Below are 25174 nucleotides of genomic sequence, written 5' to 3'. Positions count from 1 at the left end.
ATTACTTTCCTTTTGAAATTCGGCTATAGGATGATACTTTTAAATTGATATCATAAACTTCTTTTTCTGCAAAAGGTTTACGAAATGTAAGGTAATCGACTTTGGCTTGCACTTGTTTGTTCTTTTCAATGTCATAAATCATTTTTATCACATCTTGAAGCAATACAGATCGAAAGGAAACGTCAATTTGAATCTTGCTATAATCCTTTCTGATGGTTGTCGTTGAGTCCTTCATTGTTTGAACCTTATCTTTTAGATTATATCGAACTAAAATTTGGTCTAACTTTGAATACATGACACTCACATCTTCTTCACTTCCCCCAGACTGTAGACTTCTCAGATAGTTGTATTCTCGAATGATTCGGTCTAATTGTGTGGCTTGCGATCTTGTCTCATAAATCTCTTCCGTTAATTTATTTCTGAGATCGACAAATAAAGATAAAATAGTGTAAATTCCCAGCAAAGCAACAAAAGCTCCTGAGCCGAAAACCAGCAATCTTTCTCTATCATTAAGTCGATCTAACATTACATATCTTCCTTTGGAACAACTAAGTCCATTTTGATCTGAAAGCTAACTTTCAATTTATTAACACCAGTGATGAGTCTTTTGTTCAATACTTGTACATTCGTGAATTTTTCTGATTTTTCTAAGGCAGCTTGAATCGTACCTATTTCACCAAATTCGTTCACTCGACCGAAGATTTTAATTTCATTCTCTTCAAAGTTGAATTGATCCAAAACGAAAGGCAGTGCTTCGGTACTTGGAAATTGTTCTGAAAGATCATTCATTAAGTCTAGGATGCTTTCTTTCGAAAGGAATAATCTATAGATTTCTGTCTTTTTTTTCTCGGCTTTCAATCGCGATGCCGCAACAGTTAATACATCTTCCTCTTCGGATATCTCACCACCGATACCTGATTTAAATTTTTCAGCGAGTATCTTTCGATTGGCGCTGATTTTTCTGTTGTCAAGTATGATGCCGATTATAAAAACACCTAACAGTAATATAAGTGAAATGCCAACTAAAATTAAATGAGGTTTAAAAGCACTGATACGAAAGCGATTTGCATTTATTCTTTTTGCGAATCCGGTTCCCAAAAAATTAACTTGGTTACGAGATTCAAAATGGATGCCGGTTCCAATAGCAGTTACTAGGGTAGGATCACTAATGCCTAAAAAATCATACCGACTCACTGGTAGGTTTAAACGATTCTGTACATGTTCAAGCAGACCTTGAAATAAACTGCCGCCCCCTGAGAGTAATATTAAAGAAGGTCGTTCTTGTTCACTCAGCGAAAAAATACTATTTTCCATTTCGTGTATGACGGCTTCAATTTTGGTCTGTATGAGTTTCTTTATACTTTTTAATTGTAGCGAAGATATAGCAAATCGAGATAAAAATTTTTGTTCTGCCTCAAGATTCTCTTCCTGGGAAAAGATTGGAAATTGAATGGAACTTTTTATTTCTTCGGCCTGTGTTGTATCTACTTTTAATACTTTTGCGATTTCTTCGGTAATCTCCTGACCGCCGAGATAGATTTGTCGTGTATGTCTTAATTTTCCATCCTGAACTATATTTAAGATAGAATATTTTCCGCCTATATCCAATTGCAGAACTGTCTTCTCATGGATCAGAAGGTTATGATGTTTTGAGATGATAGATGAAATGACAAAAGAATCAAGTGACAAACAGGAAAGTTGGAGATCACCTTTTGCAAATGGTTTTAAGGCTCTATTTAATTCTGAATGATGGACATTAAAACATATGAGCTCGGAAGATTCTTTTCCAATCTTCCACGTTTTTCCTATCACCTCTAGCTCTTCCATCGGATAGGGGACTAAATTTTCAATTTCAAACGGCAGAACCTCAAGAATCGCTTTTTCCGAGGTCAGTGGTATCGTTAAATCTCGAACAAATAGATTGTGAATTCCTAAATTCAAAAGGAACCTGTCTTCCTCCGGGAAAAATGACTGTATGAATCTGACTATATTGTATTCGTAAGGGTCACCTTCATTTTCGTCCAGCCTAACCACAGGTAAACTCTCTGTACGAAGAATCGTAACCTTTCCTAAAACTTTTTTAAAAAGTACTCCCTTAAGTAGCGTACTTCCATAGTCGATTGCAAGATATTGATCGAATGAGAACATACTTAATCTTCCGTATAGTATAACATCTGATTATTGGTAAGGTCAAATAAACCAGTCACTTTACGAGTAACTTTGTCTTTGATGATTCCGACACCAGTAATCTTATATACTTCTCCTTTTGTTTTAATGCGACCACCAGACACTTCAGTACCTTCGCCCGCGAGTTCCTTATACAAGGTCAATTCTCCTGAAGTCTTTACTTGGAATTCAGGTTCCGTTTCAAGGTCTTTTAATTCTTTTATATATCCGCCTTTCTGTAATTTCAATTTTAGAATTTTCATGACTGCTTGTTTCGTCATAAAATCAGAAAGCGACATGAGAACAAAATAAGGTGCGGTATTAATATTGATTCGATCATCGTAGGAATCACCAGCGGGCAAATAAGCGGTAATATTGTTCGAAAGCACATAGTCTTTATCGGACCTTAAAGCTCTTTCTTCCTCGGTTAAAAAGGCCTTAGAATTATTTTTATCGTAATCCTTCGGCTTCAGCGATTCATAGACAGTGGCCCTATCGTATCCCTTAATATTTAATATTTCTGATAAACTATAGAGAGGTGCGTTCTTAATTTTTCTTGGTGGTTTCAATCGAGAGTAATAGTATTGTTCTGCTCCCCCGCCGGTTTCTGTATGATTTTCGTCCACCCAATCTAAAATGGGAAAAATCAATTCCCTTTTCAGACCGAATTGATTGAACAACCTTGTCATCATTTCGATGGACCGTTGGTTTGGCTGGTCATCATAAATTTTTATGAGAGAATTTACATTGATTTTCCCATCTTCTGGACTCATCGTGTAATAGATCACTCCACCCCCTAGCGGAATGGGAGGTGGGTCAAGTGCCAGTCCGGACTGGTAAAGGACTTCCTCTGGGATCTTCTTCAGAGCTCCAACGGCGCCCATAAATCCCGCTTTGGCTAGCATGTGTGCCCGAAAGCCATCTGCTTGCGTTTTGGCAATTTGGTATTCCGTCGCCGCGTCTTGAAAGAATTTACTCGCAGTAAATAAAGAAGCTGAGCCAAGTGCCATGATGAGAACTAGCACCATAAACCCGCCTCGTTTGCGCCTATTTAAATAGTATGACCGGATGGGCGAGTGATTCATATTTTAAAAATGCATTTCCAACAAGTGAGATGATTTCGATTCGTACGAGTCTCGGGATCTTTTTGGTCGTTCTGGAATTCCAGTCTTCTGCCCATTTGTCACCCCGTTCCGAGTATTTTAATTGAAAACTCTTCACGTTTTCAAGAAGTATATGTTCGATTCCACCTTGGGTGGGAAAATTGTCCACCATCTCATCTTCCCTTCGGATCAGATAGTATAGATCGGGACGTTTCGGTTTTTCCATTTTTCGTAGAAAAAACGATACCTCTCGGACAGAAGCACTATCCTCTTCTTCCGCATTGGGATTGGCAGAACAAAAAACAATCCGATCATTTCTTTCACCTGTCACACCCTCAGATTTGCCGACAAATAGAACCCTTCGCTGGTTATCTATAAAATAAGTACGAGCGATGCTTGACCTAATGTTTTCGATGGCATAAAGAATATCCTTTCTGTTTGCTCCTTTTTCAGAAGCACCTTTTCTGGCAATTTTGTTGGAAGTATAAAACACCATAAAGATGCCTGTAAAAATGCTTCCAAGAACCATAACGACTATGGAAATCTCTATAAGTGTGAATCCTTTCCGTTTGTTCATTAGTATTTTGTTGACCTGAAGGTTTCAACAGTATACTCCTTCTTTTTGTTCCCATCGGGATATGTAATCGTAACTTTCACTCGAAAAACTTTTAGTATCCCCCCAGTTTCAAACGTTTTACTTTTTCCTGTCTTCTTCATCAGATCATTTAAGCCCACATCTTTATCGCCTAACAGGTCCTTGGGTGCTTTTTTTCTTAAGGCATCGGCTCCGGGACCACCTGCCAATTTGAGTAGATCCATTTCTTCTTCTTTGATTTCTGTGACAAATTCATATCCAGGAAAACCTGGAACAGGACCTTTTGTGGTATCCGAAGTCATTGTTGTCGATGAATCCACCTGTGCCATTTTGATTTTTGCTAAGTGAACTGCATTGGCAAGCTGAACACCCTGCTTTTGGTATTTCATCCCATCGGCGATCATAGAATAAGTATATACCATGGCTACCGCTGCCATTGCCATTCCAATGGTGACCTCAATCAAAGTAAAACCACGTCTTTTACCTAGGTGTTTTTTGTGATGGCGCATTTGTGTCCACTTGTTCATCACGTTCATCCAAACCGTAAGATATCTTATCTCGATCGGATCTCTGTTCTTCAAGAATGTACTCACCTGGAAAAATTTTAATCTTTCCAGAGTATCGAAAGATCTGCATTGTTTTTTTAATCTCAGAATCGCTCCCAAGATAAATAAATAAGTCCGTTGTATTTCCTTGGGGAGAGAATTGAATTTTAAACTGACCTTGGTAATTTACTTTTCCAGAAAAATCCCTAGTCTTTAGAATTTTAGAATAAAACGGAAGTTTGGTTTTTTTGAGAATTGATTCCTCGACGATGCCGTCCTCCTCCCTTTTAAGACTAAAAAATTGATATTCTGCCTTATCAAAATCATACCGAAAAACAACGGTTTGATTTGTTAGTTGTGCCTTGTCCGCCCCGAATTTGAAAGCTTCTGAGAGTTTTGCAGAAACATCTTCCGTTGTCGGTATTAATAAATTACGCAAAATCCCTCCTACGAAAACCATGAGGAATCCTACGATCATGATGACTATTACAAGTTCAACCAGGGTTAATCCTGATCGAACTCTTTTTCGGCTGGCAAATCGCCTGCCAGTAGTTAGCATTTACTTCAGAGCGGTAGGGTAATCTTCTGAATCTAAAATATTGAAATCCTTATTTCTACCCTCTCCACCTTCTTTTTTGTCAGCCCCTAATGTAAGAATCTGGTAGGTATTATTTTCATCATATTTCAATTGATAAGGAGTTCCCCACGGATCCTTTAGAACGGATTTGTCTCGGATGAGCGGCTCATAATCTGCAGCAACTTCTTCATCGTCTGGCCTTTCAATCAAAGCACGTAACCCTTGTTCTTCTGTTGGATATTTTGAAAATTTATCAAAGTATTCCCTAAGCTTGATTTCTAAAATTCTGCTATCATTTTGAACTTTCAACTTTGCCTGGCTATCATTGCCACTTCCAAAGTTTTTAAATCCAGCATACAAAATTCCCATGAGCGACCCAATGATTAGGATGACGACCGTTAGTTCGATCAGAGTCAAACCTTCTTTTAATTTTCTATTTCTTCCGAATTTTTTCATTCCCCATTCCTCTTAAAATTACATATTTTGGATTTCTTGCGTGAGCTTGTACATGGGTGTCATGATTGCCGCCATGATTGTAAAAATGATCCCACCCATTACTAAAATCATAATCGGTTCTAGAGACTGGGTCAAAGATTTTATTGCGGTATCCACTTCACTTTCATAAATTTCTGATAATTTTGTCATCATTTCTGGCACTTTATCGGAGGCCTCACCTGCATTGAGCATCCCAAGCACCATTTGTGAAAGGATTTGAGAGCCCTGCAAGGAATCAGAGAGTTTCCCCCCCTCTTTGATCTTGATGATGGCTGCTGAAATCTCTTCTCGAAAGACCGTATGATTGACAACATCTGAGACAATATTGAGTGAAACGATGAGTGGAACGCGATTCATGAGTAAAATAGACAGGTTTCTCGCAAAGTTAGAAACTAATACTTTTTTGAGTAAGGAGCCTACAACGGGAACCTTCAGTAAGAAACGATCCCATGCTTTCATACCGTTTTCAGTACCTTTCCATTTGGCAAAACCAAGAGAACCAGCAACGAGGGATATGATGATGAGCCACCAATAGTTTGTTAAAAAATAGGATAGCCCTATGACGATCCTAGTGATGAGAGGGAGGGTTGCATTAAAAGAAGCAAAAAGTTGTTCAATTTGAGGAATTACAACAATGAGTAAAAAAACGGAAACGGCGAGTGATAGAGCACCCATGATGACGGGATAAATCATCGCCACTTGGACTTTTGATTTAAGTTCCGCAGATTTCTCCTCTAGCTCAGCTAACCTATGCAAAGTGTCTTCGTAATTTCCAGTTGATTCGCCAACAGCAATCAAAGACGGATATTGATCTGGAAAAACAGTCGGATGCTTTTTCATAGACTCAGAAAGGGATAATCCTTCCGTAATGTCTGCACGCATCTCGATGATGACTTTCTTTAAATAGACATTTTCTATCTGATCAATGATAGACATTAAACATCTGTCTAGTGGGATTCCTGCACCAAGCAGCGTGCCGAGCATCTTTGAAAATAGACCCACTTCCTTTCTTGGAATCCTGTATAAAAGTTTCGTTAAAAAGGGGAAGAGATCCCTTTCTTCTTTCTCTCTATCTTCTAAGATGGAGCGTACATAAAGCCCTTTGTTCTTTAATTTAGTTCGTGCTGCTTGGATATTATTGGCATCAACGATACCTTTTTCTTCCTTGCCTTTTTTATTGAACGCTACATAGGTAAATAGAGGCATGCTTGTTATGCTACCCGAACAACTTCATCCGTCGTAGTGACGCCTTCTATGACCTTAATTTTTCCGTAATCTCGAAGCGTCGCCAAACCGTTTTTAAGTGCAATTTCTTTAATTCGATTGGCATCTGCGCCTTGCAAAACGGCCTTTTTAACATCATCGTCCATAACAAGTAACTCATAAATGCCTGTTCTTCCTTTATATCCTGAATTTAAACAGGCAGAACACCCTTTTCCTCGATACAAAACTCCGTTTTTGAGTTCTTTACGGGTAATGCCAAGGCCGAGCAAGTCTTTGTCAGTTGGCTTGTAGGATTCTTTGCAAGATTTACAAATGACTCTGACTAGCCTTTGCGCCATAAATCCTAGGACAGTTGAGGTGATCAGATAAGGTTCAATTCCCATATCTACAAGACGAGTAACAGCCGAAGCAGCATCGTTTGTGTGAAGAGTAGAAAATACTAAGTGTCCCGTAAGGGATGCCTGGATAGAAATTCGCGCCGTCTCTTCATCCCGGATCTCCCCTACCATCACTACGTCAGGGTCTTGACGGAGGATGGATCTGAGCCCCGCGGCAAATGTAAGACCGATTTTATCGCTCATCTGCATTTGAGAGATGCCGTCGATTTGGTATTCCACGGGATCTTCACAAGTGATGATATTTCGTTCTTCTGTATTGATTTCCTGCAAGGCTGAATATAAAGTCGTTGATTTTCCAGATCCTGTTGGCCCGGTTACAAGTATGATTCCATACGGTTTATAAATTAATTCTTTGAAATTATTTAAAATGTCATCGGTAAATCCCATACCATAAATGGAATATTTTTGATCGGTTTTATTGAGAAGTCGCATCACGATTCTTTCGCCAAATTGGCAAGGGATGATCGAAACCCTCACATCTACATCTTTTCCCGCCAACCTGAGTTTGATTCGACCGTCTTGCGGTAGTCGGTTTTCCGCGATATTCAAATTTGACATAATTTTGATACGGGTAGATATACCCGCTAAATAAGACTTAGGTGGTGAAAGCACTTTTTGCAATATGCCGTCTACTCGGTATCGAACAATTAATGTTTTTTCAAAAGGTTCGATGTGAATATCAGAGGCTCTCTCGGAGACGGCCTGTGAAAGAATCACGTTGACCATCTTGATGATGGGAGCTTCATTGGAAAGATCTAGGGCATCACTTTCGAAGGCATCCGTAAGATCCCCAAAGGAGCCATCCATCTCATCCATCATCTCTTTAGCTTCTGCAGTCGATTTGTCGAACTGAGAATGGATGATGCGCATGATTTCTTGTTCAGGTGTTAAAACAAATTCAATATCAAAACCATTTAAAAACGCTCGGATATCATCCATCGGGTGTAAATCTGCTGGATCACTCGTCGCAACACGGATGACATTCCCTTTTGTAGAAAATGGGATGATTTTGGATCTTTGGATTAATTTTAAAGGGATTTTAGAGTAAACAGGATCATTTGCCTGGAATTCAATTTTCTCAACAAATTCCAATCTATGCAATTTGGAAAGTGCCTTTAAAATATCGATTTCGGAGGCAAGACCTTTCTTCTGTATGATATGCGTTAGGGGAAGATTCGTCTTCTCTTGTTGTTTAGCAATATCTTCTAAATCTTTTGCAGTAAGAATCCCATCCTCAAGAAGGATCTGCCCTAAACTCTTTCTCATCTGAGTCTCTTTTCTCTCTCTTCTGACATGCGTTCTTGTTCATTTTTCTTTTGGATCGTCATTCGATCTGATTTTTCTCTGTCTTCCAAAATATGAGGAGTTAAAAAAACCATTAGATTTGTTTTGCGAAGCTGGTTGGTGGACCTTCTAAATAAATTTCCGATCAATGGAATTTCGCCAAGCAGAGGAATTTTTTGCACTTTCTTTTGCTTATCATTGGAAAGGAGTCCCCCGATTACAATCGTTTGGATGTTATCAACAACAATGGTAGTTTTAATATCACGTTTGTTAAATGTTGGGTTTCCGCCTGTAGCCTCGGAGGAAATACCCGCTACGTTTTTGATTTCTTGAAAAAGATCAAGAGTGATGCGATTGTTTTTATTGATATGAGGAGTAAATTTGAGTTTAATGCCTGTTGGGCGATATTCAAAATTCGCAACGGTGACAGCATTATCACCACCCGTTCCTGCGTTTCTGTTTTGTGTTCGAACAGGAACGTCCTGACCCACATTGATTTCCGCTTCCTGGTTGTCTAGAGTCAAAATTTGAGGTGCTGAAAGTACGTTAAAGTTTTCATTCGTTGAATTTGCATTTAGGATACCGATAATTTGTTCACCACCACGTTTGATGAACCCAAGGGAGAAACCAGAGAGCGTGTTTACATTCGTTGGTCGTCCGTTTTTATCGAGCACACCACCTTGGGCTGCAAGCCCTGTATTGAACTGTCCGTAGGGACCTTGCGGTTGGTATCGCCAGTCAATACCAAAATCATTTAGATCGGTCGATGTTAATTCTACAATCAAAACTTCGAGTAACACTTGTTTTCTAGCAGAATCTAAAATCTTAATGATTTTTTTAATCTCTTCCCATTCTTGTGGTAGAGCAGTGATGATAAGTGAATTCGATTCTTTATGGGCAACCGCTTTAATCTTTTCTTGTTTTCCACCTGGTCTCTGACCAGGATTGTTTACTTGCGTGGCAGCCGGAGCAATTTTCTGCTCGGTACCATCAGCGTTAGGTTGCGCTGGCGGAGCGGCTGGCGGTTCTGGCATGTCCAATTTCACAAGGATTGCAGCCAATTTCTCTGCTTCATTGTATTCTAATGTATAGATATGAATATCCCCAGCCGAGGATATGGCACCGGGACCTTCAAGTTTTACATCCAGATTGTCTATGAGTTTCAAAAGTTTATTGATATCTGCAGAAGAACCTGATAGTAAAAGTGTGTTCTGATTTTTCGGTATGATGATATCGGTATCGGGCGATGTAACACGTTTTAGTATCGGTTCTAGTTCATTGGCATTTGCGAACTCTAAAGGAACAATCTGAGTGATCGTTTTACTGAGTCCAATGTCTCCGTCGGAAATTGGTTCCTTTCCGATTCTAACCAATGGAGATTTGGCCAGCGCATCTTTGATTTTTACAACTTTAATCAAATCATTTTCTTCAATCAGACCAAAACCTTGGGATTCCAAAACGGATTTCATAAATGCAAATGCATCTTCTACTTTAATACGACGTTGCGAAATGATGGTAACTTTTTTACCTTTCACAGAATCATCAATGAGGATGTTTCTTTTGATGATGGCGCTCATCCCCATGAGAAAATCTTTTAACTCCGTATCTCGCCAATCAGCAGTAAAGGAGGAAGATTCAGAACCGGAAGAGGATTTAGTCTTCGATTTTATTTTATCTACTTTATCCTCTGAATGGGTTGGAGTTACAAAAAGATAGAAGAAAGCAAGTAATACTAAAATTGCAAAGTTTCGGTTCATTTTAGTTCCGGATGATAAATTCATATGTGATAATCTTGCCCTGTCTTTCTAAATCTACTGTAATTTTTGGTGCTTGCTTCACAGACGCCCATATTTCTAACATTTTTTCGGTCTCATTCAGAGGCATTCCATTGACTCTTCTGATCAGATCCCCACTTCTTGCCCCAAGCGCATAAAATACATGGTCTTTTGCTACCTGATACAATTTATAGCCCTCTATTTTTCCATCCACTAAATGAGGACCGAAACGAGCGTTTTTATAAATTGTATTCGGATCTTTAAGTTTCCGATTCAGATCCTCCCTGGAAAGGACTTTTTGAACCGTCTGGCTGGAAGTGAGCGCAGGAAGACTTTCTTCACCCTTCGGCCGCAAGCGCTCTTTCGCTTGCGCCGGTGTCTCTCCTATATACACTCTTAAGCTGAGTCCTCCTTTTTTGAGGACGACATAATGAGGCTCAATATCCTGCACTTTATACCCACCAACCATCTCACCGATTGCAAATTCCTCAGAGTCAGTGGCAGACTTTTCCCGGATGGTGACCCTGGCAAAGGACCAATGGCCAGAGAGTGTTCCTGTGATGAGCATTTGGTCCGCATCCCCGTTGTCGGATGCGATTTCTGGATCGAGATTGCTTCCATCCAGGGACTTTGAATCTGCTTTCGAGGGATCATAAAAAATCCCGCGAATGAGATTTCCAGTTACAATTTCTTCATATGTGGATACCGCAAGTACGACTTCTTGTTTGGCTAGTTTTGGTTTTGGCTGAGTGGACATGGTGGTTCCAGATTCCGTGCTAAAAAACAAAAGTAATAAGAGTCGAGATAAATATGCTAAAGAAAATGAAAATAATATGACAGCAGGTGTCAGGGTGACAAACTTATTGCTCTGAATGCGATTTAAAATAGAATTCATAAGATTTGTTCCTCAAAGGAACATCCCCTAACTAAATCCCTGCGATTTCCGATTTTGGAAGTTTGGTTATAAATTTTTCAGTGATGTTCAAGGCTGATTCTGGGTTCATTAGTTTTCCATTTAGAAAAACTTCAAAATGTAAATGAGCTCCTGTCGCCGTTCCCGTACGACCTACGGCAGCAATCACTCTTCCCATCTTAACCGTTTCCCCTACTTCTACTAAAATCTGTGAACAATGGGCGTAAACTGTTTTATATCCATTTTTGTGTTGGATGGTGACAGAATTCCCATAGCCACCGTTTCGTCCTGTGAAAATCACTTCGCCATCTGCAGCAGATACTACTGGTGTTCCTACTTTCGCAGCGAGGTCAAGACCGGTATGGTAAACCCGATTGTATTTATTGAACGGATCAACCCTGCGCCCAAACCGAGAAGTCACTCGACTTTGTGGCACTGGTAGGACAAATAATTTTTTTCGTATCACGCGAGAAGAAGATGCATTTTTAATTTGGACGGGAATTTCGAGAACTTGCCCTAATTTTAAGGAACTTGAAGTCAATGCATTTTGTTTTTTAATTTTTGCCATATCGACAAGGAAGGACTTTGCGATCTTTGTCAGAGTGTCTTTTTTTTGAACAAGATACTTCTTTAAAACAACTCCAGATTCATGAACGACGGTATTGCTTACAACTGGGGAAACATCTAAGTATTTTGGAAGATCGAGTGCAGCAACTTGGGAATCTTCCTCTTCCACTTGTGTATTGATCCCTTGGGAAAATAATTTTTGCATCTCGGATTCTTGGTTTCCAAAAATCTTGAATACAGAGCTCGGATTTGGCGCAAGCGTCTTGTCTATCTCTTCATTGAATCGTAGGAAGGGATTGGCGCTAATATCAAAGCTGAGCCCAATGAATACGGAGACTATGACGAAACATTTCTTTCCCACGTTTCCATTATCGGAGCGTGAAATCATATATCTTGAATTTCGTAGCAAGAAAGTCGCTACTCCAGAAAAACGAAACAATCGAGACATCCCAAACCTAACTTATTTCTTTGTTTTTTTATTTTTTTGTTCGGAAACTTGTAATTTGGTCGCGACCCAAACTTCAATGTCTTCGAGCTCATATTTCTTTTTTTTCACATCATCGTTTATAATGTAGGATGCAAGTTTTCCCGTCGAACTTTCTCGCGATTCAGAAGCGGGGTATACTTTTAACTTCAGCAAGGAAGGAGTAGATTCGATGTAAATGCGAACCAGAGTTCCCTTCTTCATCATTTCCTGTGCGGAAATCTTTAAATCATCCTTCAAAACATAGACTTTTTCATCATAATATTCATTGAATTCACGCAATTTTCCTTTCTCAATGAGCCTTTGAGAGCAATTGCACATAACAAGAATTATAACGATGCTGAAAAAGCGAAACAACCTACCAACCTAAACGAATTCTATGAAAAGAGAACATAAGTTCAAAAAAAAGGAAAGCTTATTTTTTTTTTGGTCCCAAAAGATGCAGTTTTTCCTCTTAGAAATCGGAGCTAACTTATGTTTCCCAATTTATCAGAAACCCTAAGTGTATCGCGAATTGGAAGAGAAATCTTACTGATACGCGTGGAAATTGGAATCCGAAAAGGCCTCCCTAACTTTCAAATTTTGGGCCTTGCTTCCCAGAATACGAAGGAATCCAGAGATAGACTTCGGCTGGCAATAGAATCCGCAGGCTTTATCTTTCCCTTTGCTACCATCATTGTGAATCTCTATCCGAATCATAAACCTAAGAAAGTTTCCTTTTTCGATTTGGCGATCACACTAGGTATCTTAGAAGCCTCTGGACAGTGGCAAAACCCCTTTCCCCAGCGAATCCTTGCCCTTGGGTCAGTGAGTCTCTCCGGTCGCATCCACGCATCCGAGGAGCTACTCGAGCTTCTCTGGGCTTCTCCCAAAACGAGAGAGACGATTTTTCTCATTCCCAGTGAATTGCGGGAGAGACACCTGCCTGAGGCAAACTATATCTATCTATCCTCGCTCGAGGAGATCAAAGAGATCGATTGGTTGCCAGAAATCATCACCTTTCCTCCTCTCGAAGAGACAGAGCCAGAATCGACTTGGGATAAAGAGATTTTGAACCCATCCCAGATGCTCGCCTTTTCTGGTCTCTGTTACAGCCTTTTAGGGAGACATCATGCACTTATGGTAGGAAATCCTGGTACGGGAAAAACCAAACTGGCACAACTTGTTTCTCAGATGCAACCGAGCTGGCAGCCATCAGACTTAAATTTAGATGAGGGAATTCCTCTGAGCGCCCGCTACTGCTTGAATGGTAAAGTTAAGCCGAGGCCTTTTCGGCAGCCTCATCATACCACCACGGAACAAGCGCTTGTTGGAGGTGGAAGTTCGCTGACTCTTGGTGAAGTTTCGCTAGCCCATGGAGGGATCCTCTTTTTAGATGAATTGACTTTGTTTCGCGAAAAAGCCATCGAATCGTTACGCGAGCCGATGGAGGCAGGAAAGATTGAACATGCTCGAGTATTGACGAGAGAAACCTTACCAGCGGATTGCACAGTGATCGCCGCACTCAACCCCTGCCCTTGCGGCAATTATTTAGGTATAAAAACCTGCCACTGCTCCAAAAAACAAATTAGAGATTATTTACGTAAAATCAGTGGACCTTTTTTAGATAGAATCTCCATTCACATCCATCTCTTCAACCAAAATGAATCTAGGACTGTTGAGGTTGTAAGGGAAGATTACCGAAGGAAATTGAATGAAGCCATGGATTTTCGCATGGCGCGATTAGTAGAGGAAAGGAAACGGGAGGTTTTCTCCTCACCCGCAGAAAGAATGAACGGGGGATTTGAAAAATCTCTATTGAGGTTTTCTTACAGGCAAAAACAAAATACCATGCAACTAGCAAGGACGATAGCGGATTTCAATCTTTCCTCTACGGTCAAAGAACAACACTTACTGGAAGCATACGAATTCGTACAAAATTCGCTTTTTTTTGAAGATCTCAATTGAACTTATTTGGAAATAAAATGCGAGATTTCCATAGCAATCTTATTAATTGCATAATCCATATAAGCAGGATCATCAACCTTCTTTTTATAATTGGTGAATTTCTTCTGAATGGTAGCCGACATTCCCCGTTTTCGGAGAAGAACTGGATCGGGGCCAAATTCTTCGGTTTCGGCTAGATTTCCTAGAACACTGATTTGTCTCATGAGTTACTTCCTTGTAACGATACACTCTCATCCTTGAGAGCGTTCCCATCTTCTTGGGATACACAAGACATCGGACACATAGAAAAATCCCTTGATGAAGTATTTTAAAAGAGATGCGAATAAAAGTATACTTCCCTTTTTTCGTTTAAATGTGCCAGAGAAAAGGATACTGTTAGGTGTGAAAGAGGAGGATGTTCCTTTATCAAATAATAATAAAGCTTCCTGAGTCTCCTTTGTTTTGTCTCATTGAAGACTTCTAGAGGGTGAAAGTGAATCGTATGTGTTCTGTATTTTACTTCGATACAAAATAAGACATCATCGCAAAGACTGATTATGTCAATTTCTCCAAACTGGTTTCTATAGTTCTGAAATAAGATCGTATGTCCTTGGTTTTGTAGATAATCGACTGCTAATGACTCACCTAACTTACCTAATTCGATGTTTTTCCGAGGCATGTTTTTTCAATAAATCTGACTGAATGGCACCGCTTTTTGAATATAAATATTTAAATCACGCATCAAATCGACAAACTCAAGTAGCTTCATCCTTCTACCTTCTGCATCCTTTGTGATTCGAATAATCGGCCTGAGAGGCTTATCTCTATTGGAATCAATCACGATTCCAACTCGTTGGTCACTCAGTGCAACACCAGAGCCTATTGGAAACATAGATAACTTATTCAAAAAAAGTCTGACCATTTTCAAATCATATCTGCTAACATTCTCACTGATCATAATTTTCATGGCATCATATGGTAAAATTGCCTGCCTATAGGGACGGGGCATGATCATAGCAATGAATTGGTCTGCGATCATAAAAACTTTTGTAATCTCTTCGATTTGGTTGGCGAGAATTTTTTGAGGATAACCACTTCCATCTAACGCTTCATGATGCTGTAAAGAAACGATAGCCAGTGAATTTTTTAATTTCAGCTTCTGAGTTAAAATTTGATATCCAGTTACGGGATGTCTCTTGATGGTTTTTAAATCTAATTCAGTGAGTGCACCTTTTTTCTCAGAAACTTCCTCTGGGACTGTTACCATGCCGATATCGGCAAATAGGGATGCGAGTGCTAAATCGATCAGTTTTGGCCTTGAAAACTCGAGAAAACTTCCGATTAAAACTGCCATGAATGTCGAATAACAAATGTGAGTATAAAGATAGTAGCCTGAATGAGAATGCGATAGAAGGATGATGGGTAGTTGGGGATTTGCCTTTACATGGTCTGCAATTCGTTCCGCCACTTCACGAAATTCGCGAATTTCTGTATAACGACCTTCCGATGCGGATCGATACGTTTTTTGAACCAATTCAAAGGCATCTTTAAAAACAGCACTGAACTCTACTTTGCTGTTATTGGCTTTTTCTAAGATGTATTTACAGCGAGCAGAATACTCGTCATCTTGAAACAAAGGTAGATTTGTATCAAAGAAGCCAGGGCCAGCACCGCCACCAGATTTTTCATCTTCAATGCCTGTGATTACTTCTCCGTCAGTTAAGACGAAAGAAATACCAAACTGCTTGAGTCGGTCTAAGTCTTGTTGGGTGATCGGCTGTTTCGAACCAACAAGTACGGTATCTTTATCTAGATACACTGATTTTGTAAACTTTGTCCCCGGTAGGAGATCATAAACTGGAATTTTTCGCATCGGCATGTAAATACTACTACATAGACACCAGCAATCAATTGTTTTTCTATTTCCCTGCCGAAAGTAAGTAACGAAAGATGACAGCTACGGAATCATAGAGTTCTCTCGGAATTTCTGCTCCGACGGGAACATTAACAAGCGAGTCGACGAGAAGAGGATCAGCAATGAATTCAATCTCGTGCCTTTGGGCCACAAGACAAATTTGTTCTGCTAAAAGACCTTGTCCCGATGCAATTACCTTCGGGGCTTTCTGACCAGATAGCGCTGAGTAACTCAATGCGACGGCTTTTTGTTTCATACCAGTATCCCCCGTTGTATTTGTGTCATTTTCACCAAATTATCGTTATTCGTTTCCACAGAAATTCGGATATTACCTAGGTTTTTCAATTCCTTCTGGAGGAGAGACTTGTCTTGTTCGATTTTTCTTTTCATAAAGTCTTTTTCTGTCTGGAAAATGATCGCGCATGAACTCTCCGGTCGTACCGAATGCTCTATATAAATCCAGACCTTTCCGGTGCGTAGCGAATCAAAAAGCAAGCAGAGACAGAAAGTATCCTGATTTTTACCGAGGGTTCCGAAAAATTGAGATTTAGACTTCTCATCACGCCAGTAGATTCGCTCACTCGACCAAGGAATTTCGGGAAAAAGGAAGTTCCAGTGAGGCTTGGTGTCCTCAGAGGTCGTAGATTTCGTATCTTTTAGAATTTCAAGCCAACGTTCCGTCTTCCATGGGGAGAAAAAGGATGCCTTTACACCTACGTTCCCGATCGGAAGATCCGCGGTTCCTTCTTGCTTTGAGGCTGAGGTTATTTTCGAGAAAAGTTTAGTATCGGGAATCCTCACCTGATCAGCATGCCTCTCTTCCGTTTTGGCAGTTGCCAAAGAAACTTGGTGTTTCCTTAGAAGGGAGATTAGGAAAGGTTCAAATAGGTTCACCATCGCTAAATAGAGTCTCTTCCTTTTCCTTTCGGAGAAATTTAAGAAAACTCAACCTGTGGATGGGAGAAATTCCAAGACTCTCGATCTGTTTACGGTGCATCTCCGTGCCATAACCTTTGTGTTTTGAAAATCCATAGCCTGGATACTTAGCATCCATTTTTTCCATGTATCTGTCTCTATAAGTCTTAGCTAATACGGATGCTGCGGAGATGCTCGGGACTAGATCATCCCCTTTAGGAAGCGAAAAATAGCCTACCACTTGTTTGGAGAACTTTACTTTGTAATTTCCGTCGATGAAGAGGAAAGGTTTTTCTATGATATTGCTGTCGGGAATGGCTCTATTGATTCCGTAGAAGATTGCTTGATTGATGTTGAACTTGTCGATAAAGCGCTGTGAAACGAAAACGACCTTCCAATAGAGAGCGTGTTTTTTCACTTCCTCAGCAAAGAATTCTCGCTTAGCTAAAGTTAAAATTTTCGAATCACGAATTCCGATCAGAATTTCAGAATTTGCCATCCTTCGGAGAGTGGTTTCGGAGAAATGAACAACGCCGATCGCAACGGGACCCGCGAGGCATCCCCGCCCGGCTTCATCAACTGAAATCGATTTTAAATGGGGAGGTAAAAGAAACTCCGGAAAGTAAGGCCTTTTCGGAGTTTTTTCGAAGGAATACGTTATGCCGGTGTGGCCTCTGCCGCTGGAGCCGAAGCCGCTTTTTTTGCCGCCTCATCCTGACGTTTTTTGTCCTTAGCAACAATCGCCTGACCGCCCTTTCTTTCTTTGATCCGTCCAGACTTACCTTTTTTCTCACGAAGATAGAAAAGTTTAGCTCGTCTAACGCTACCTTTACGAACAAGTTCAATTTTGGCAATTCTCGGGCTGTGTAATGGAAAAATTCTCTCCACTCCGATATCGTAGGAAATACGTCTTACCGTAAAAGTCTTGCTGTGTGATTTATTTGCGATTGAAATGACAATCCCTTCATAAACCTGAATCCGTTCTTTTCCAGATTCTACAATTTTATAGTGAACCTTAACAGTATCACCAATTTCAAAATTTAACTCGTTTTTTGGCTCGCTGGCAAGTGCCTGTTCTAAGATTTGATTCATGGCTTCCTCTAAGGATGATTTCTAGTTTTGCGGTTCTTCTGCCGCCATTTTCGAATTTCTTCGTGATTACCGTTCACTAAGATCTCCGGAACAGTCCAACCCATAAATTCAAAAGGTTTGGTGTACTGCGGGTATTCTAATTCTTCTTCCGCATTATGCGATTCTTCCGCTAGGCTTGCTTCTTTGCCAAGAAATCCCGGCACAAGTCTAGAAATCGAATCAGCAACTACAAGAGAGGCCAAATCACCCGATGAAATTACATAATTTCCAATGGCCACTTCCCTGTCAATTAAATGCTCTGTGACGCGGTGGTCCACTCCCTCGTAATACCCAGAGATAAAGGTAATCGAATCACTCGCGCAGGCAAGTTCCATGGCAAGCTGCTGGTCAAAAAGTTCACCCGAGGGACTGAGAAGTATGACAAGCCCCTTCTTATCGCCAAGTGACTCGAGTGCGCGGTAAACAGGCCCAACTTGGATGAGCATGCCTGGACCACCTCCATAGATGGTGTCATCCACCTTATTGTGTTTGTTTCCGGCAAAGTCTCTGAGCTGGATGGTGTTGACTTCTATGACTTGGTTGGTTCTCGCTTTGCCAGGAATACCCGTCGAAAAATAAGACTCGATCTTGTCTGGAAATAATGTGATGAAATTAAACCTCAAACCAAAGCTCCCATGATCTAACTTCAATTTGTTTTTTTCCTTTGTCCCAATCGCCAACATAAAGATGTAAGAAAGGAACTAAAATTTCCTTTGGCTCCCTGTTCTCCTCTATCGGGTGGAAACAGAGGATAGGATGGGCAGGATTGTCCATGACCTGAGCGATTTGATAACCAAGCGACTCTCCCCCTAATTTTGTAACCGCATACAGTCCAATGAGATCAATCACATAGACTTCGTCCTCTGGTATTTCGGGAAGGAGGTCTTTGGGAAGGAGGATGACAGCGTTACGAAGTGGAGCTAAACTTTCTGGCGTGTCAAAGCCGGCAATTTTCGCAAGGAGTGTGTTTCCATTCGGGGTAATGGACTGGATGGAAATTGTTTTTAGACTCCCATCTTGCAATTTAATTTCGCACGTGAGTGGCAAAGAAACGCTCGCAAGAGCATCTCCCGTCGTATGAATTTTGATGTTTCCTTTGATGCCGTGAGTGGAGCCGAAGGACCCCACCTTGATCAATGGTTTTTCAGTCGACAATTTCTAGAGTGAAGTTTTTGCCTTGTTTGGTGCCAGCTGCTTGGAGAACGGTTCGCAATGACTTGGCAATCCTGCCATTTTTGCCGATGACCTTTCCCAAATCTTTTTGAGCTACTCTGAGCTCAATCACTGATTCCTCTTCGCCAGGTATCTGTGTCACAGAAACCTGGTCAGGCTGATCCACTAGGGAGTGAACAATGTATTTAACGAGTGATTCCATGTGGAGAAAGGATTAACCTTTGTGTTTTGCCCAGATGCCATCTTTCTTAAGAAGGGCGAGCACAGTATCGGTAGGTTGCGCACCTTTTTTTAACCAAGAAAGTGTCTTCTCTTCATTGAAAATGGATTTTTGGCTGGCAACGTGTGCACTTGGGTGAAAATGACCTACTGCCTCGATAAAACGACCATCACGTGGTGCACGGATGTCTGCGGCAACGATTCTATAGTGCGGGTCTGCTTTCGTTCCAGTTCTTTGTAATCTTAACTTAACCAAGAAAAAATACCTCTTCTGCAACAACTTTTAGAAACTAACCCTCTCTGTCAAGAGCGAGTTCCTAGCTTTTTGCGAGTTCCTTTAATTTTTTACCTTGTGCATTCGGATCGCCGGTCTTGTAAAGTCCCGAACCCACTACACATAAATCCACACCGAGGCCTGCCAGGTCTTTGATATTTGATTCATTCACTCCCCCATCCACCTCAAGCTCGATACCATAATCCTTTGTCATTTTCCGAATCTTTTCAATCTTCTCAAATCCCGATTTAATGAAACTTTGGCCGTAAAATCCAGGATCAACAGTCATGAGCAAAACCAAATCTAGATACGGTAGGAGGGTCGAAATCGCTTCCGGTGGAGTTTGTGGGTTGAGAGAAACACCAACTTTGCTCCCCGACTTTCTAATTTCCTCTGCCAGCCTCACTGCGAAGTGAGTCGTCTCTATATGAAAGGTAATGCAATACGGCTGAAACTGAAAGTATTTGCTTACATGATCTTCCGGTTTTGAGACCATGAGATGAACATCCAAAGGAATCTTGGTGAGCTCTTTCACTTCCTTTGTAAATGCTTCGCCAAAAGAAATTTGGGGAACAAAATTTCCATCCATCACATCCATATGAATGAAATCGATACTCTCTTGTTTGTAGGTTGGGAGCTCATTTGTCAGATTGGTTAATTTGGCTGCGAGAATGGAGGCTGAAATTTTCATGATCTTAATATTTCCCTTTAAATTTCCAAGACTTTGCTTCCCCAGTATTTGTCCCGACAAGAGTGAGAGTTACATCCTCGCCGCGGAAAAACAGCAAATTGATTTTCGCATCCTCTTTGAACAACTGAGACGATAGGATTTCTTTCTTAAGTTCATTGCCAGAAGCCTTATCTATATAAGATAGGATAGCCGTATAACTATCATCATCGTCAATGGTATAGGTCACCGACTCATAAATATAATTAAGCTTTTCTTCTGCCTTATGCAAATAGGAAACTATTTGTGCACCCGTTCCCGTCATTTTGACAGACTCTGTTAATCCTGAATTTTCTCGGATCTCAGCTTTTTTGATTTCAGTGATCGAGTAAGGAATTTTTTTTCTCTGCAGATGATCGATAGCAAATGGTGTCGGAATGCCGGTGAGATACGTTTCTATGTTCTTATCTCCCTCGAGAAGACTCGATTTTTTTTCAGATGTTCCTTCCGTAACGAGAAGATAAATTTTTTCACCCGAATGAGTTTCTTTTCCAGGAAGAGGAATTTGATCGATGACTGTGTCTGGTGGTTCATCGCCAACTGACGGAACATATGTGACGCCGCCAAGCGTTAATGGAACGTAAACTTCTCCTGAAAGGACTTTTTCCAAAATGGCTTTTGCTCGCTTCAAATCCTGCCCTTTTAAATCAGGTATAGTCACTCGATCAAAACCAATATTCACAGTTAAATAGATTTTGGAACCTGCCTCAACTTCCTTACCAGGATCTATGGACTGGGCAAGGACGATACCATCTGTTTTTTCCGGGATGCGAAGGGTTTCTAAACGAACCTTTAACTGGAGTCGTTGGAGCTCATTATGAACTTCAATGTAGTTCTTGCCAATTACTGATGGCATGGTGAGTTTTTGCTCATCTTTTGTTCGAACAACAACGACAAGAAAGGCTGCAACAAAAAATAATAACAATCCTAGACTCAAGAAAAGAACATAACCGCTGTAAGGTAATATTTTTAGAAATTTTTCTTTCACAAAAAAGTTTCCTCAGGCTGGGCCCGAGCTCCATTAAAAAAATCAAATCCAGACATTGGCTTTTTACCCTCTGGCTGAACCTGCTCTATACCTAGCAGGTTTCCGTCTCCGCAAACACAGAAAAGCCTTTTTTTCTCCCCTAGGAAAAAGCTACCAGCTTTCTTATCTGACTTCCCCGTGGTTCCTTCCGCAAGAGAGCTTCTCAGGAGAATGATTCTCTTTTCACGAAAGGTTGTATAAGCAAGTGGGTCTGGAAATAACGCTCTGATTTGATTGTGGATGGAAAATGCACTTGCCACCCAATCAATTGGACGGTTCTCGGATGTGATCTTTCTGCAGTGAGTGGCCTCTTCGTGCTTTTGGGGGATACGCGAAAAAGAAACTTCTGGTATGGATTTGATAAGGGAAATGATTTTTTTGCTACCTTTCTCCGTTATTTCAGCTAACAATGATTCGGTCGTATCTTGGATTGAGCTTTCCCATTTTTCTGAATATATGATGTCTCCTGAATCAACCTCGCGAGCCAAGTATTGGATTGTGAAGCCCGTCTCTGTTTCCCCACTCAAAAGAAAGGATTGTACAGGTGAGGCTCCACGAAACTTAGGCAGCAAGCTACCGTGGAGGTTGATGCTTCCGTATTTTGGAGCGGTGAAAACATTTTCAGGGATTATGGAACCATACGCAAAGACGACATGCAGATCCGATGGAAAGGAAAGTATCTTATTTTGTATCTCAGCATCCAGGCGGAGGCGTTCCGATTGCAAAACTGGAATATTATATTTTTGAGCGATCTGTTTTACAGGCGTTCCTGTAAGTTCTTTTTTTCTGCCGACCGGTTTGTCAATATTGGTAACTACAAAATCAACTTTGATCCCAGCAGTAAGCATATCTTCCAGAACTTTCGCGGAGAAATGTGGAGAACCAAAGTATCCGATGGAGATGGACATAGTATTAGAATTTTTTTTCCCATGAATCTGGCAAGATTGTTTCAAACCATTTCCGTTGGATCTAGATCATATTCCACATAACAACGTGAATTGACTTTTACTTTCTCCTTAATTGTTTTTAAGATATCTCGAAGCGTACTGATTTTGGAAGCCTTGAGAAGTATGTGATAACGATAATTATTATCTATTTTTTGAAAGGGACAGGGAGAAGGCCCAAGTATTTGGATGGACATCTCATCTGTTATGAGGGCAGATAAATTTTCCCTGTATTCAATGCTTACCTTGGCACAAAGATCATCATCGTGAGAGCGAAATACAAGTCTTGCCAATCGAGAAAAAGGCGGATAACGAAGTGATCTCCGGAACTCAATTTCCCATTTATAAAATTCATGAAAATCTTGTTTGAGTGCCAGTTGAATCACTGGATGCGTAGGATCACTTGATTGGATATAAACTTCACCAGGGATTTTTCCGCGCCCAGCCCTGCCTGCAACTTGAGAGATCAGAGAAAAAGTACGTTCTGAACTTCGAAAATCGGGCACTCCAAGTCCATGATTGGCATTAATGATTCCGACAAGGGTAACATTCGGATAGTCCAAACCTTTCGCCACCATTTGGGTGCCAGTCAAAATATCCAACTGACCCGTTTCGAGCCTTTCTAACACCTCTTCAATGATTTCCTTATTTCGAGTCGAATCCTGGTCGAGACGTTCTACACGTGCCTTCGGGAAAAGAGATAGTAAATTTTCTTCTAATTTCTGTGTCCCCGAACCTACAAGCTCAATCTCACCATTTTCCCTGTGACTGATTTGTTGCATCGATTCTTTAAATCCGCAAAGATGACATCGAGCATTTCCATCCTTATGATAACATAATGTTGAGGAGCATTTCGGGCAGAGGATATACTCTTTTGTATTCTTTGAAAAGATAAAGGGACTGTAGCCGCGTCGATTCAATAGAATGAGTGTTTGTTCCTGTTTTTTTAAACGATCCTGGATTCGGAATTGCAGATCACCTGAAACTAATTTTTTATCATCAACCGTTTGATTTACTTCTATTTTTGCAAGTGTCGCATCTAGATTGGCACGTTTAGTGAGGCGATGAAACCCAATTTTCCCGAGCATTGCTTGGTGGTAAATTTCAATGGATGGAGTGGCACTACCGAGAACGAGTTTGCCATTTGTTTGTGAAATTCTTTGGTGGGCAATTTGCCTCGCATGATACCTAGGGTTTGCATTCTCTTTATAAGAAGTATCATGCTCTTCATCTATGATGACTAACTTTAGATCGGAAAAGGGAGCAAATACAGCGGAGCGTGTACCGATTACGATTCGTTTTTTATTTAATAAAACATCTGAATAGTTCTGAAACTTTTCTTTAGTACGTAAATAAGAATGTAGGATCGCAATCTGATTTGGGAAAATGGCTTCGATTCGTTTTACTGTCGGATAGGTTAAGCTGATTTCTGGTACCAATAACAGAACCTGACCAGTAGTCGTTTCAAGTATCTCCTTCATCAAATGCAGATAGACTTCCGTTTTTCCACTGCCCGTAATTCCAAAGAGTAGATGTACCTTTTCGTCGACGGTTGAAGTTAGAATGTTTTTCTTTACAAACTCCTGCTCCTCATTTAACGCAAATAAAAGCTCTTTATTTATCTGATAAGGAATCATATGGGAACTTTTTTTTCTTTTACCTTTAGGAACCATTTTAAACAATGCTTCCCCTAATGAGGAGAGATACATCTCAGACATCCAAAGTCCGAGTTCAATTTGTTCGCTGGTTATGACTGGGTCGCGATCAATGATTTTGATAATCCTTCGCGTTTCATAGTTCGGTTCATTATGATGACTGCTTAGAACGACACCCTCAATTTCTTTCCCATTTAATTCGACTAAGACTCTAATGCCTGGGGAAATTTCTGCAATTTTTTCAGGATATTGGTAAGTTAATGAATTTTGCGTCCAACTGACATTCAAAGCAACCTCTGCATACAAGATCATAGTTTTAGCGTTTCACTTCATTTAAAAGAATAGACAGTTGCTCCTTATAAGCTAGTTCCAAAGCATTTTTTTCCTCCGCATAATGAAATAAGCTTTTCTCTTCCGATTTTTGTTTACTTTTTTCATCTAAAAATACGAGGGCCTCTGGAGATCTTAATGTCATAACAGGTATTTCTTTTCCACTGAATTGCCAAGTTGTAAGTTTTCCAACCATTTGTTTCGCTAACTCAGCTCCAAACACGTGCTTTGCTGAAGAACCTAATAATATGATTCCTTTCAAATCAAACTCCCTCACGTTATCTTCAACGAATGATTTACAATTTTCGGTCCGAACTTTCCAATCTTCATCTTTTACGGAAACAGCACTGAAGTTACACGCTGGATATTCCTGGTAGAATAACTCTTCTGAAGAAAAATGATATACACTCTTAATTAAATCATTCCATACCTTCCCGGTCAGTTCTTCCTTAAATACTTGTTTCGGATTTTTTTTTACAAAAGGCTTTTCCTTACTAGAACTTGCTCCTGAATAGTGTAAAACAAGGATAGGAAATCGACCTGGGTAAAAATAATTTTTTATTCCTGTGGTCTTATTTGAACATAAACTACATGGAAAGTTTGCAAGTTCCCTATTTGTCCTTTGTTTTTCCTGTGTTTCTTTCTGTTTTTGTTCCTTAGTTTTTTTTGTCAGTGCTTTCCAGCTAAATGCAATATCATGCGGATCCGCTTCAGATCTTAAGTGAAAAATCGGAAGAGAATTTTTCTTAATAAAATATTGCGCATCATCGAAAATGTCCACGAGAGACTCGAATATTTTTTTCTTGTCCATA

30 protein-coding genes are annotated in these 25174 nt (G+C 40.3%); 1 reads left to right on the top strand and 29 read right to left on the bottom strand.

The window, feature by feature from the left end; all coding sequences use genetic code 11:
- Position 1: 1 nt before the first annotated feature.
- The 13 genes from EHQ58_RS14175 to EHQ58_RS14115 all read right to left on the bottom strand — a co-directional run bounded on the left by EHQ58_RS14175 (position 2) and on the right by EHQ58_RS14115 (position 12483).
- Positions 2 to 526 carry a hypothetical protein gene (locus EHQ58_RS14175; protein ID WP_135624551.1) on the bottom strand — a complete coding sequence of 175 codons (525 nt, stop codon included), beginning with the start codon at positions 524 to 526 and terminating at the stop codon, positions 2 to 4.
- Positions 526 to 2148 (bottom strand): cell division protein FtsA, encoded by a 1623-nt coding sequence (locus tag EHQ58_RS14170; protein WP_135624550.1) that lies wholly within the window; start codon positions 2146 to 2148, stop codon positions 526 to 528. Before EHQ58_RS14170 ends, EHQ58_RS14175 begins: the two co-directional genes overlap by 1 nt.
- 2 nt (positions 2149 to 2150) lie before the next feature.
- The gene (locus EHQ58_RS14165) at positions 2151 to 3251 is read right to left on the bottom strand and encodes a type II secretion system minor pseudopilin (RefSeq protein ID WP_246047365.1); all 1101 of its coding nucleotides are present in this window, start codon (positions 3249 to 3251) and stop codon (positions 2151 to 2153) included.
- A complete protein-coding gene (locus EHQ58_RS14160; RefSeq protein ID WP_135624549.1) occupies positions 3214 to 3846 on the bottom strand; it encodes a type II secretion system protein GspJ in 633 nt (210 codons plus the stop codon). Before EHQ58_RS14160 ends, EHQ58_RS14165 begins: the two co-directional genes overlap by 38 nt.
- Positions 3846 to 4391, bottom strand: coding sequence for a type IV pilus modification PilV family protein (locus tag EHQ58_RS14155; protein ID WP_210412823.1), 546 nt, complete (start codon positions 4389 to 4391; stop codon positions 3846 to 3848). The genes EHQ58_RS14160 and EHQ58_RS14155 overlap by 1 nt, the downstream gene beginning before the upstream one ends.
- A complete protein-coding gene (locus EHQ58_RS14150) occupies positions 4345 to 4848 on the bottom strand; it encodes a type II secretion system protein (RefSeq protein ID WP_342776252.1) in 504 nt (167 codons plus the stop codon). Before EHQ58_RS14150 ends, EHQ58_RS14155 begins: the two co-directional genes overlap by 47 nt.
- A 120-nt stretch (positions 4849 to 4968) precedes the next feature.
- Positions 4969 to 5442, bottom strand: a complete 474-nt coding sequence (locus EHQ58_RS14145; protein ID WP_135624547.1) for a type II secretion system protein GspG — start codon at positions 5440 to 5442, stop codon at positions 4969 to 4971.
- Positions 5443 to 5460: 18 nt separating this feature from the next.
- Positions 5461 to 6687 carry a type II secretion system F family protein gene (locus EHQ58_RS14140; protein WP_135624546.1) on the bottom strand — a complete coding sequence of 409 codons (1227 nt, stop codon included), beginning with the start codon at positions 6685 to 6687 and terminating at the stop codon, positions 5461 to 5463.
- A 5-nt stretch (positions 6688 to 6692) separates the two neighbouring features.
- Positions 6693 to 8369, bottom strand: a complete 1677-nt coding sequence (gene gspE, locus EHQ58_RS14135; RefSeq protein WP_135624545.1) for a type II secretion system ATPase GspE — start codon at positions 8367 to 8369, stop codon at positions 6693 to 6695.
- A complete protein-coding gene (gene gspD, locus EHQ58_RS14130; RefSeq protein WP_135624544.1) occupies positions 8366 to 10144 on the bottom strand; it encodes a type II secretion system secretin GspD in 1779 nt (592 codons plus the stop codon). Before gspD ends, gspE begins: the two co-directional genes overlap by 4 nt.
- Position 10145: 1 nt before the next feature.
- On the bottom strand, positions 10146 to 11057 hold the full coding sequence (locus EHQ58_RS14125) for a general secretion pathway protein GspC (protein ID WP_135624543.1): 912 nt from the start codon (positions 11055 to 11057) through the stop codon (positions 10146 to 10148).
- A 31-nt stretch (positions 11058 to 11088) separates the two neighbouring features.
- Positions 11089 to 12030: a peptidoglycan DD-metalloendopeptidase family protein gene (locus tag EHQ58_RS14120; RefSeq protein WP_135624542.1), complete on the bottom strand. Its 942-nt coding sequence runs from the start codon at positions 12028 to 12030 to the stop codon at positions 11089 to 11091.
- A gap of 72 nt (positions 12031 to 12102) precedes the next feature.
- Complete coding sequence (locus tag EHQ58_RS14115; RefSeq protein WP_281277119.1) at positions 12103 to 12483, bottom strand: type II secretion system-associated lipoprotein; 381 nt, start codon at positions 12481 to 12483, stop codon at positions 12103 to 12105.
- A 117-nt stretch (positions 12484 to 12600) separates the two neighbouring features.
- Between EHQ58_RS14115 and EHQ58_RS14110 the strand changes: the two genes are divergently transcribed.
- The gene (locus EHQ58_RS14110) at positions 12601 to 14073 is read left to right on the top strand and encodes an ATP-binding protein (protein ID WP_135624541.1); all 1473 of its coding nucleotides are present in this window, start codon (positions 12601 to 12603) and stop codon (positions 14071 to 14073) included.
- 2 nt (positions 14074 to 14075) lie between these two features.
- On the opposite strand, the gene EHQ58_RS14105 is transcribed toward EHQ58_RS14110, so the two are convergent.
- The 16 genes from EHQ58_RS14105 to EHQ58_RS14030 all read right to left on the bottom strand — a co-directional run bounded on the left by EHQ58_RS14105 (position 14076) and on the right by EHQ58_RS14030 (position 25173).
- Positions 14076 to 14276, bottom strand: coding sequence for a hypothetical protein (locus tag EHQ58_RS14105; protein WP_135624540.1), 201 nt, complete (start codon positions 14274 to 14276; stop codon positions 14076 to 14078).
- A gap of 104 nt (positions 14277 to 14380) precedes the next feature.
- Positions 14381 to 14731: a YraN family protein gene (locus EHQ58_RS14100; RefSeq protein WP_135624539.1), complete on the bottom strand. Its 351-nt coding sequence runs from the start codon at positions 14729 to 14731 to the stop codon at positions 14381 to 14383.
- A 6-nt stretch (positions 14732 to 14737) separates the two neighbouring features.
- Positions 14738 to 15925: an HD-GYP domain-containing protein gene (locus tag EHQ58_RS14095; RefSeq protein WP_135624538.1), complete on the bottom strand. Its 1188-nt coding sequence runs from the start codon at positions 15923 to 15925 to the stop codon at positions 14738 to 14740.
- Positions 15926 to 15971: 46 nt separating this feature from the next.
- On the bottom strand, positions 15972 to 16223 hold the full coding sequence (locus tag EHQ58_RS14090) for an EscU/YscU/HrcU family type III secretion system export apparatus switch protein (RefSeq protein ID WP_135624537.1): 252 nt from the start codon (positions 16221 to 16223) through the stop codon (positions 15972 to 15974).
- Positions 16220 to 16864: a hypothetical protein gene (locus EHQ58_RS14085; protein ID WP_135624536.1), complete on the bottom strand. Its 645-nt coding sequence runs from the start codon at positions 16862 to 16864 to the stop codon at positions 16220 to 16222. Before EHQ58_RS14085 ends, EHQ58_RS14090 begins: the two co-directional genes overlap by 4 nt.
- Positions 16848 to 17468 (bottom strand): ribonuclease HII, encoded by a 621-nt coding sequence (locus EHQ58_RS14080; protein ID WP_135624535.1) that lies wholly within the window; start codon positions 17466 to 17468, stop codon positions 16848 to 16850. The genes EHQ58_RS14085 and EHQ58_RS14080 overlap by 17 nt, the downstream gene beginning before the upstream one ends.
- A gap of 71 nt (positions 17469 to 17539) precedes the next feature.
- Complete coding sequence (gene rplS / locus EHQ58_RS14075) at positions 17540 to 17974, bottom strand: 50S ribosomal protein L19 (protein ID WP_135624534.1); 435 nt, start codon at positions 17972 to 17974, stop codon at positions 17540 to 17542.
- Positions 17975 to 17982: 8 nt separating this feature from the next.
- Positions 17983 to 18636, bottom strand: coding sequence for a tRNA (guanosine(37)-N1)-methyltransferase TrmD (gene trmD, locus EHQ58_RS14070; protein ID WP_135624669.1), 654 nt, complete (start codon positions 18634 to 18636; stop codon positions 17983 to 17985).
- On the bottom strand, positions 18626 to 19168 hold the full coding sequence (gene rimM, locus EHQ58_RS14065) for a ribosome maturation factor RimM (protein ID WP_246047364.1): 543 nt from the start codon (positions 19166 to 19168) through the stop codon (positions 18626 to 18628). The genes trmD and rimM overlap by 11 nt, the downstream gene beginning before the upstream one ends.
- Positions 19158 to 19388, bottom strand: coding sequence for a KH domain-containing protein (locus EHQ58_RS14060; protein ID WP_135624533.1), 231 nt, complete (start codon positions 19386 to 19388; stop codon positions 19158 to 19160). Before EHQ58_RS14060 ends, rimM begins: the two co-directional genes overlap by 11 nt.
- Before the next feature lie 12 nt (positions 19389 to 19400).
- Positions 19401 to 19661, bottom strand: a complete 261-nt coding sequence (rpsP, locus tag EHQ58_RS14055; protein WP_135624532.1) for a 30S ribosomal protein S16 — start codon at positions 19659 to 19661, stop codon at positions 19401 to 19403.
- Between the two features lie 61 nt (positions 19662 to 19722).
- On the bottom strand, positions 19723 to 20370 hold the full coding sequence (gene rpe / locus EHQ58_RS14050; protein WP_135624531.1) for a ribulose-phosphate 3-epimerase: 648 nt from the start codon (positions 20368 to 20370) through the stop codon (positions 19723 to 19725).
- 4 nt (positions 20371 to 20374) lie between these two features.
- Entirely contained in the window at positions 20375 to 21394 is a 1020-nt protein-coding gene (locus EHQ58_RS14045) for a PASTA domain-containing protein (RefSeq protein WP_135624530.1), read from the bottom strand.
- Positions 21391 to 22341 carry a methionyl-tRNA formyltransferase gene (gene fmt / locus EHQ58_RS14040; RefSeq protein ID WP_135624529.1) on the bottom strand — a complete coding sequence of 317 codons (951 nt, stop codon included), beginning with the start codon at positions 22339 to 22341 and terminating at the stop codon, positions 21391 to 21393. The genes EHQ58_RS14045 and fmt overlap by 4 nt, the downstream gene beginning before the upstream one ends.
- A 41-nt stretch (positions 22342 to 22382) precedes the next feature.
- On the bottom strand, positions 22383 to 24344 hold the full coding sequence (priA, locus tag EHQ58_RS14035) for a replication restart helicase PriA (RefSeq protein WP_135624528.1): 1962 nt from the start codon (positions 24342 to 24344) through the stop codon (positions 22383 to 22385).
- Positions 24345 to 24348: 4 nt separating this feature from the next.
- On the bottom strand, positions 24349 to 25173 hold the full coding sequence (locus EHQ58_RS14030; RefSeq protein ID WP_135624527.1) for a hypothetical protein: 825 nt from the start codon (positions 25171 to 25173) through the stop codon (positions 24349 to 24351).
- Position 25174 lies beyond the last annotated feature (1 nt).

Origin of the sequence: Leptospira ognonensis, assembly GCF_004770745.1 — a bacterium.
GTDB lineage: Bacteria > Spirochaetota > Leptospiria > Leptospirales > Leptospiraceae > Leptospira_A > Leptospira_A ognonensis.
This window is presented reverse-complemented; position numbering and strand designations above follow the sequence as displayed.

What these genes read in the sequence shown, in the direction of transcription:
- EHQ58_RS14175 (WP_135624551.1), bottom strand. Translation starts at nt 526, where the DNA reads ATGTTAGATCGACTTAATGATAGAGAAAGATTGCTGGTTTTCGGCTCA.
- EHQ58_RS14170 (WP_135624550.1), bottom strand. Translation starts at nt 2,148, where the DNA reads ATGTTCTCATTCGATCAATATCTTGCAATCGACTATGGAAGTACGCTA.
- EHQ58_RS14165 (WP_246047365.1), bottom strand. Translation starts at nt 3,251, where the DNA reads ATGAATCACTCGCCCATCCGGTCATACTATTTAAATAGGCGCAAACGA.
- EHQ58_RS14160 (WP_135624549.1), bottom strand. Translation starts at nt 3,846, where the DNA reads ATGAACAAACGGAAAGGATTCACACTTATAGAGATTTCCATAGTCGTT.
- EHQ58_RS14155 (WP_210412823.1), bottom strand. Translation starts at nt 4,391, where the DNA reads ATGAACAAGTGGACACAAATGCGCCATCACAAAAAACACCTAGGTAAA.
- EHQ58_RS14145 (WP_135624547.1), bottom strand. Translation starts at nt 5,442, where the DNA reads ATGAAAAAATTCGGAAGAAATAGAAAATTAAAAGAAGGTTTGACTCTG.
- EHQ58_RS14140 (WP_135624546.1), bottom strand. Translation starts at nt 6,687, where the DNA reads ATGCCTCTATTTACCTATGTAGCGTTCAATAAAAAAGGCAAGGAAGAA.
- gspE (WP_135624545.1), bottom strand. Translation starts at nt 8,369, where the DNA reads ATGAGAAAGAGTTTAGGGCAGATCCTTCTTGAGGATGGGATTCTTACT.
- gspD (WP_135624544.1), bottom strand. Translation starts at nt 10,144, where the DNA reads ATGAACCGAAACTTTGCAATTTTAGTATTACTTGCTTTCTTCTATCTT.
- EHQ58_RS14125 (WP_135624543.1), bottom strand. Translation starts at nt 11,057, where the DNA reads ATGAATTCTATTTTAAATCGCATTCAGAGCAATAAGTTTGTCACCCTG.
- EHQ58_RS14120 (WP_135624542.1), bottom strand. Translation starts at nt 12,030, where the DNA reads ATGATTTCACGCTCCGATAATGGAAACGTGGGAAAGAAATGTTTCGTC.
- EHQ58_RS14110 (WP_135624541.1), top strand. Translation starts at nt 12,601, where the DNA reads ATGTTTCCCAATTTATCAGAAACCCTAAGTGTATCGCGAATTGGAAGA.
- EHQ58_RS14105 (WP_135624540.1), bottom strand. Translation starts at nt 14,276, where the DNA reads ATGAGACAAATCAGTGTTCTAGGAAATCTAGCCGAAACCGAAGAATTT.
- EHQ58_RS14100 (WP_135624539.1), bottom strand. Translation starts at nt 14,731, where the DNA reads ATGCCTCGGAAAAACATCGAATTAGGTAAGTTAGGTGAGTCATTAGCA.
- EHQ58_RS14095 (WP_135624538.1), bottom strand. Translation starts at nt 15,925, where the DNA reads ATGCGAAAAATTCCAGTTTATGATCTCCTACCGGGGACAAAGTTTACA.
- EHQ58_RS14090 (WP_135624537.1), bottom strand. Translation starts at nt 16,223, where the DNA reads ATGAAACAAAAAGCCGTCGCATTGAGTTACTCAGCGCTATCTGGTCAG.
- EHQ58_RS14085 (WP_135624536.1), bottom strand. Translation starts at nt 16,864, where the DNA reads ATGGTGAACCTATTTGAACCTTTCCTAATCTCCCTTCTAAGGAAACAC.
- rplS (WP_135624534.1), bottom strand. Translation starts at nt 17,974, where the DNA reads ATGAATCAAATCTTAGAACAGGCACTTGCCAGCGAGCCAAAAAACGAG.
- EHQ58_RS14060 (WP_135624533.1), bottom strand. Translation starts at nt 19,388, where the DNA reads ATGGAATCACTCGTTAAATACATTGTTCACTCCCTAGTGGATCAGCCT.
- rpe (WP_135624531.1), bottom strand. Translation starts at nt 20,370, where the DNA reads ATGAAAATTTCAGCCTCCATTCTCGCAGCCAAATTAACCAATCTGACA.
- fmt (WP_135624529.1), bottom strand. Translation starts at nt 22,341, where the DNA reads ATGTCCATCTCCATCGGATACTTTGGTTCTCCACATTTCTCCGCGAAA.
- priA (WP_135624528.1), bottom strand. Translation starts at nt 24,344, where the DNA reads ATGATCTTGTATGCAGAGGTTGCTTTGAATGTCAGTTGGACGCAAAAT.
- EHQ58_RS14030 (WP_135624527.1), bottom strand. Translation starts at nt 25,173, where the DNA reads ATGGACAAGAAAAAAATATTCGAGTCTCTCGTGGACATTTTCGATGAT.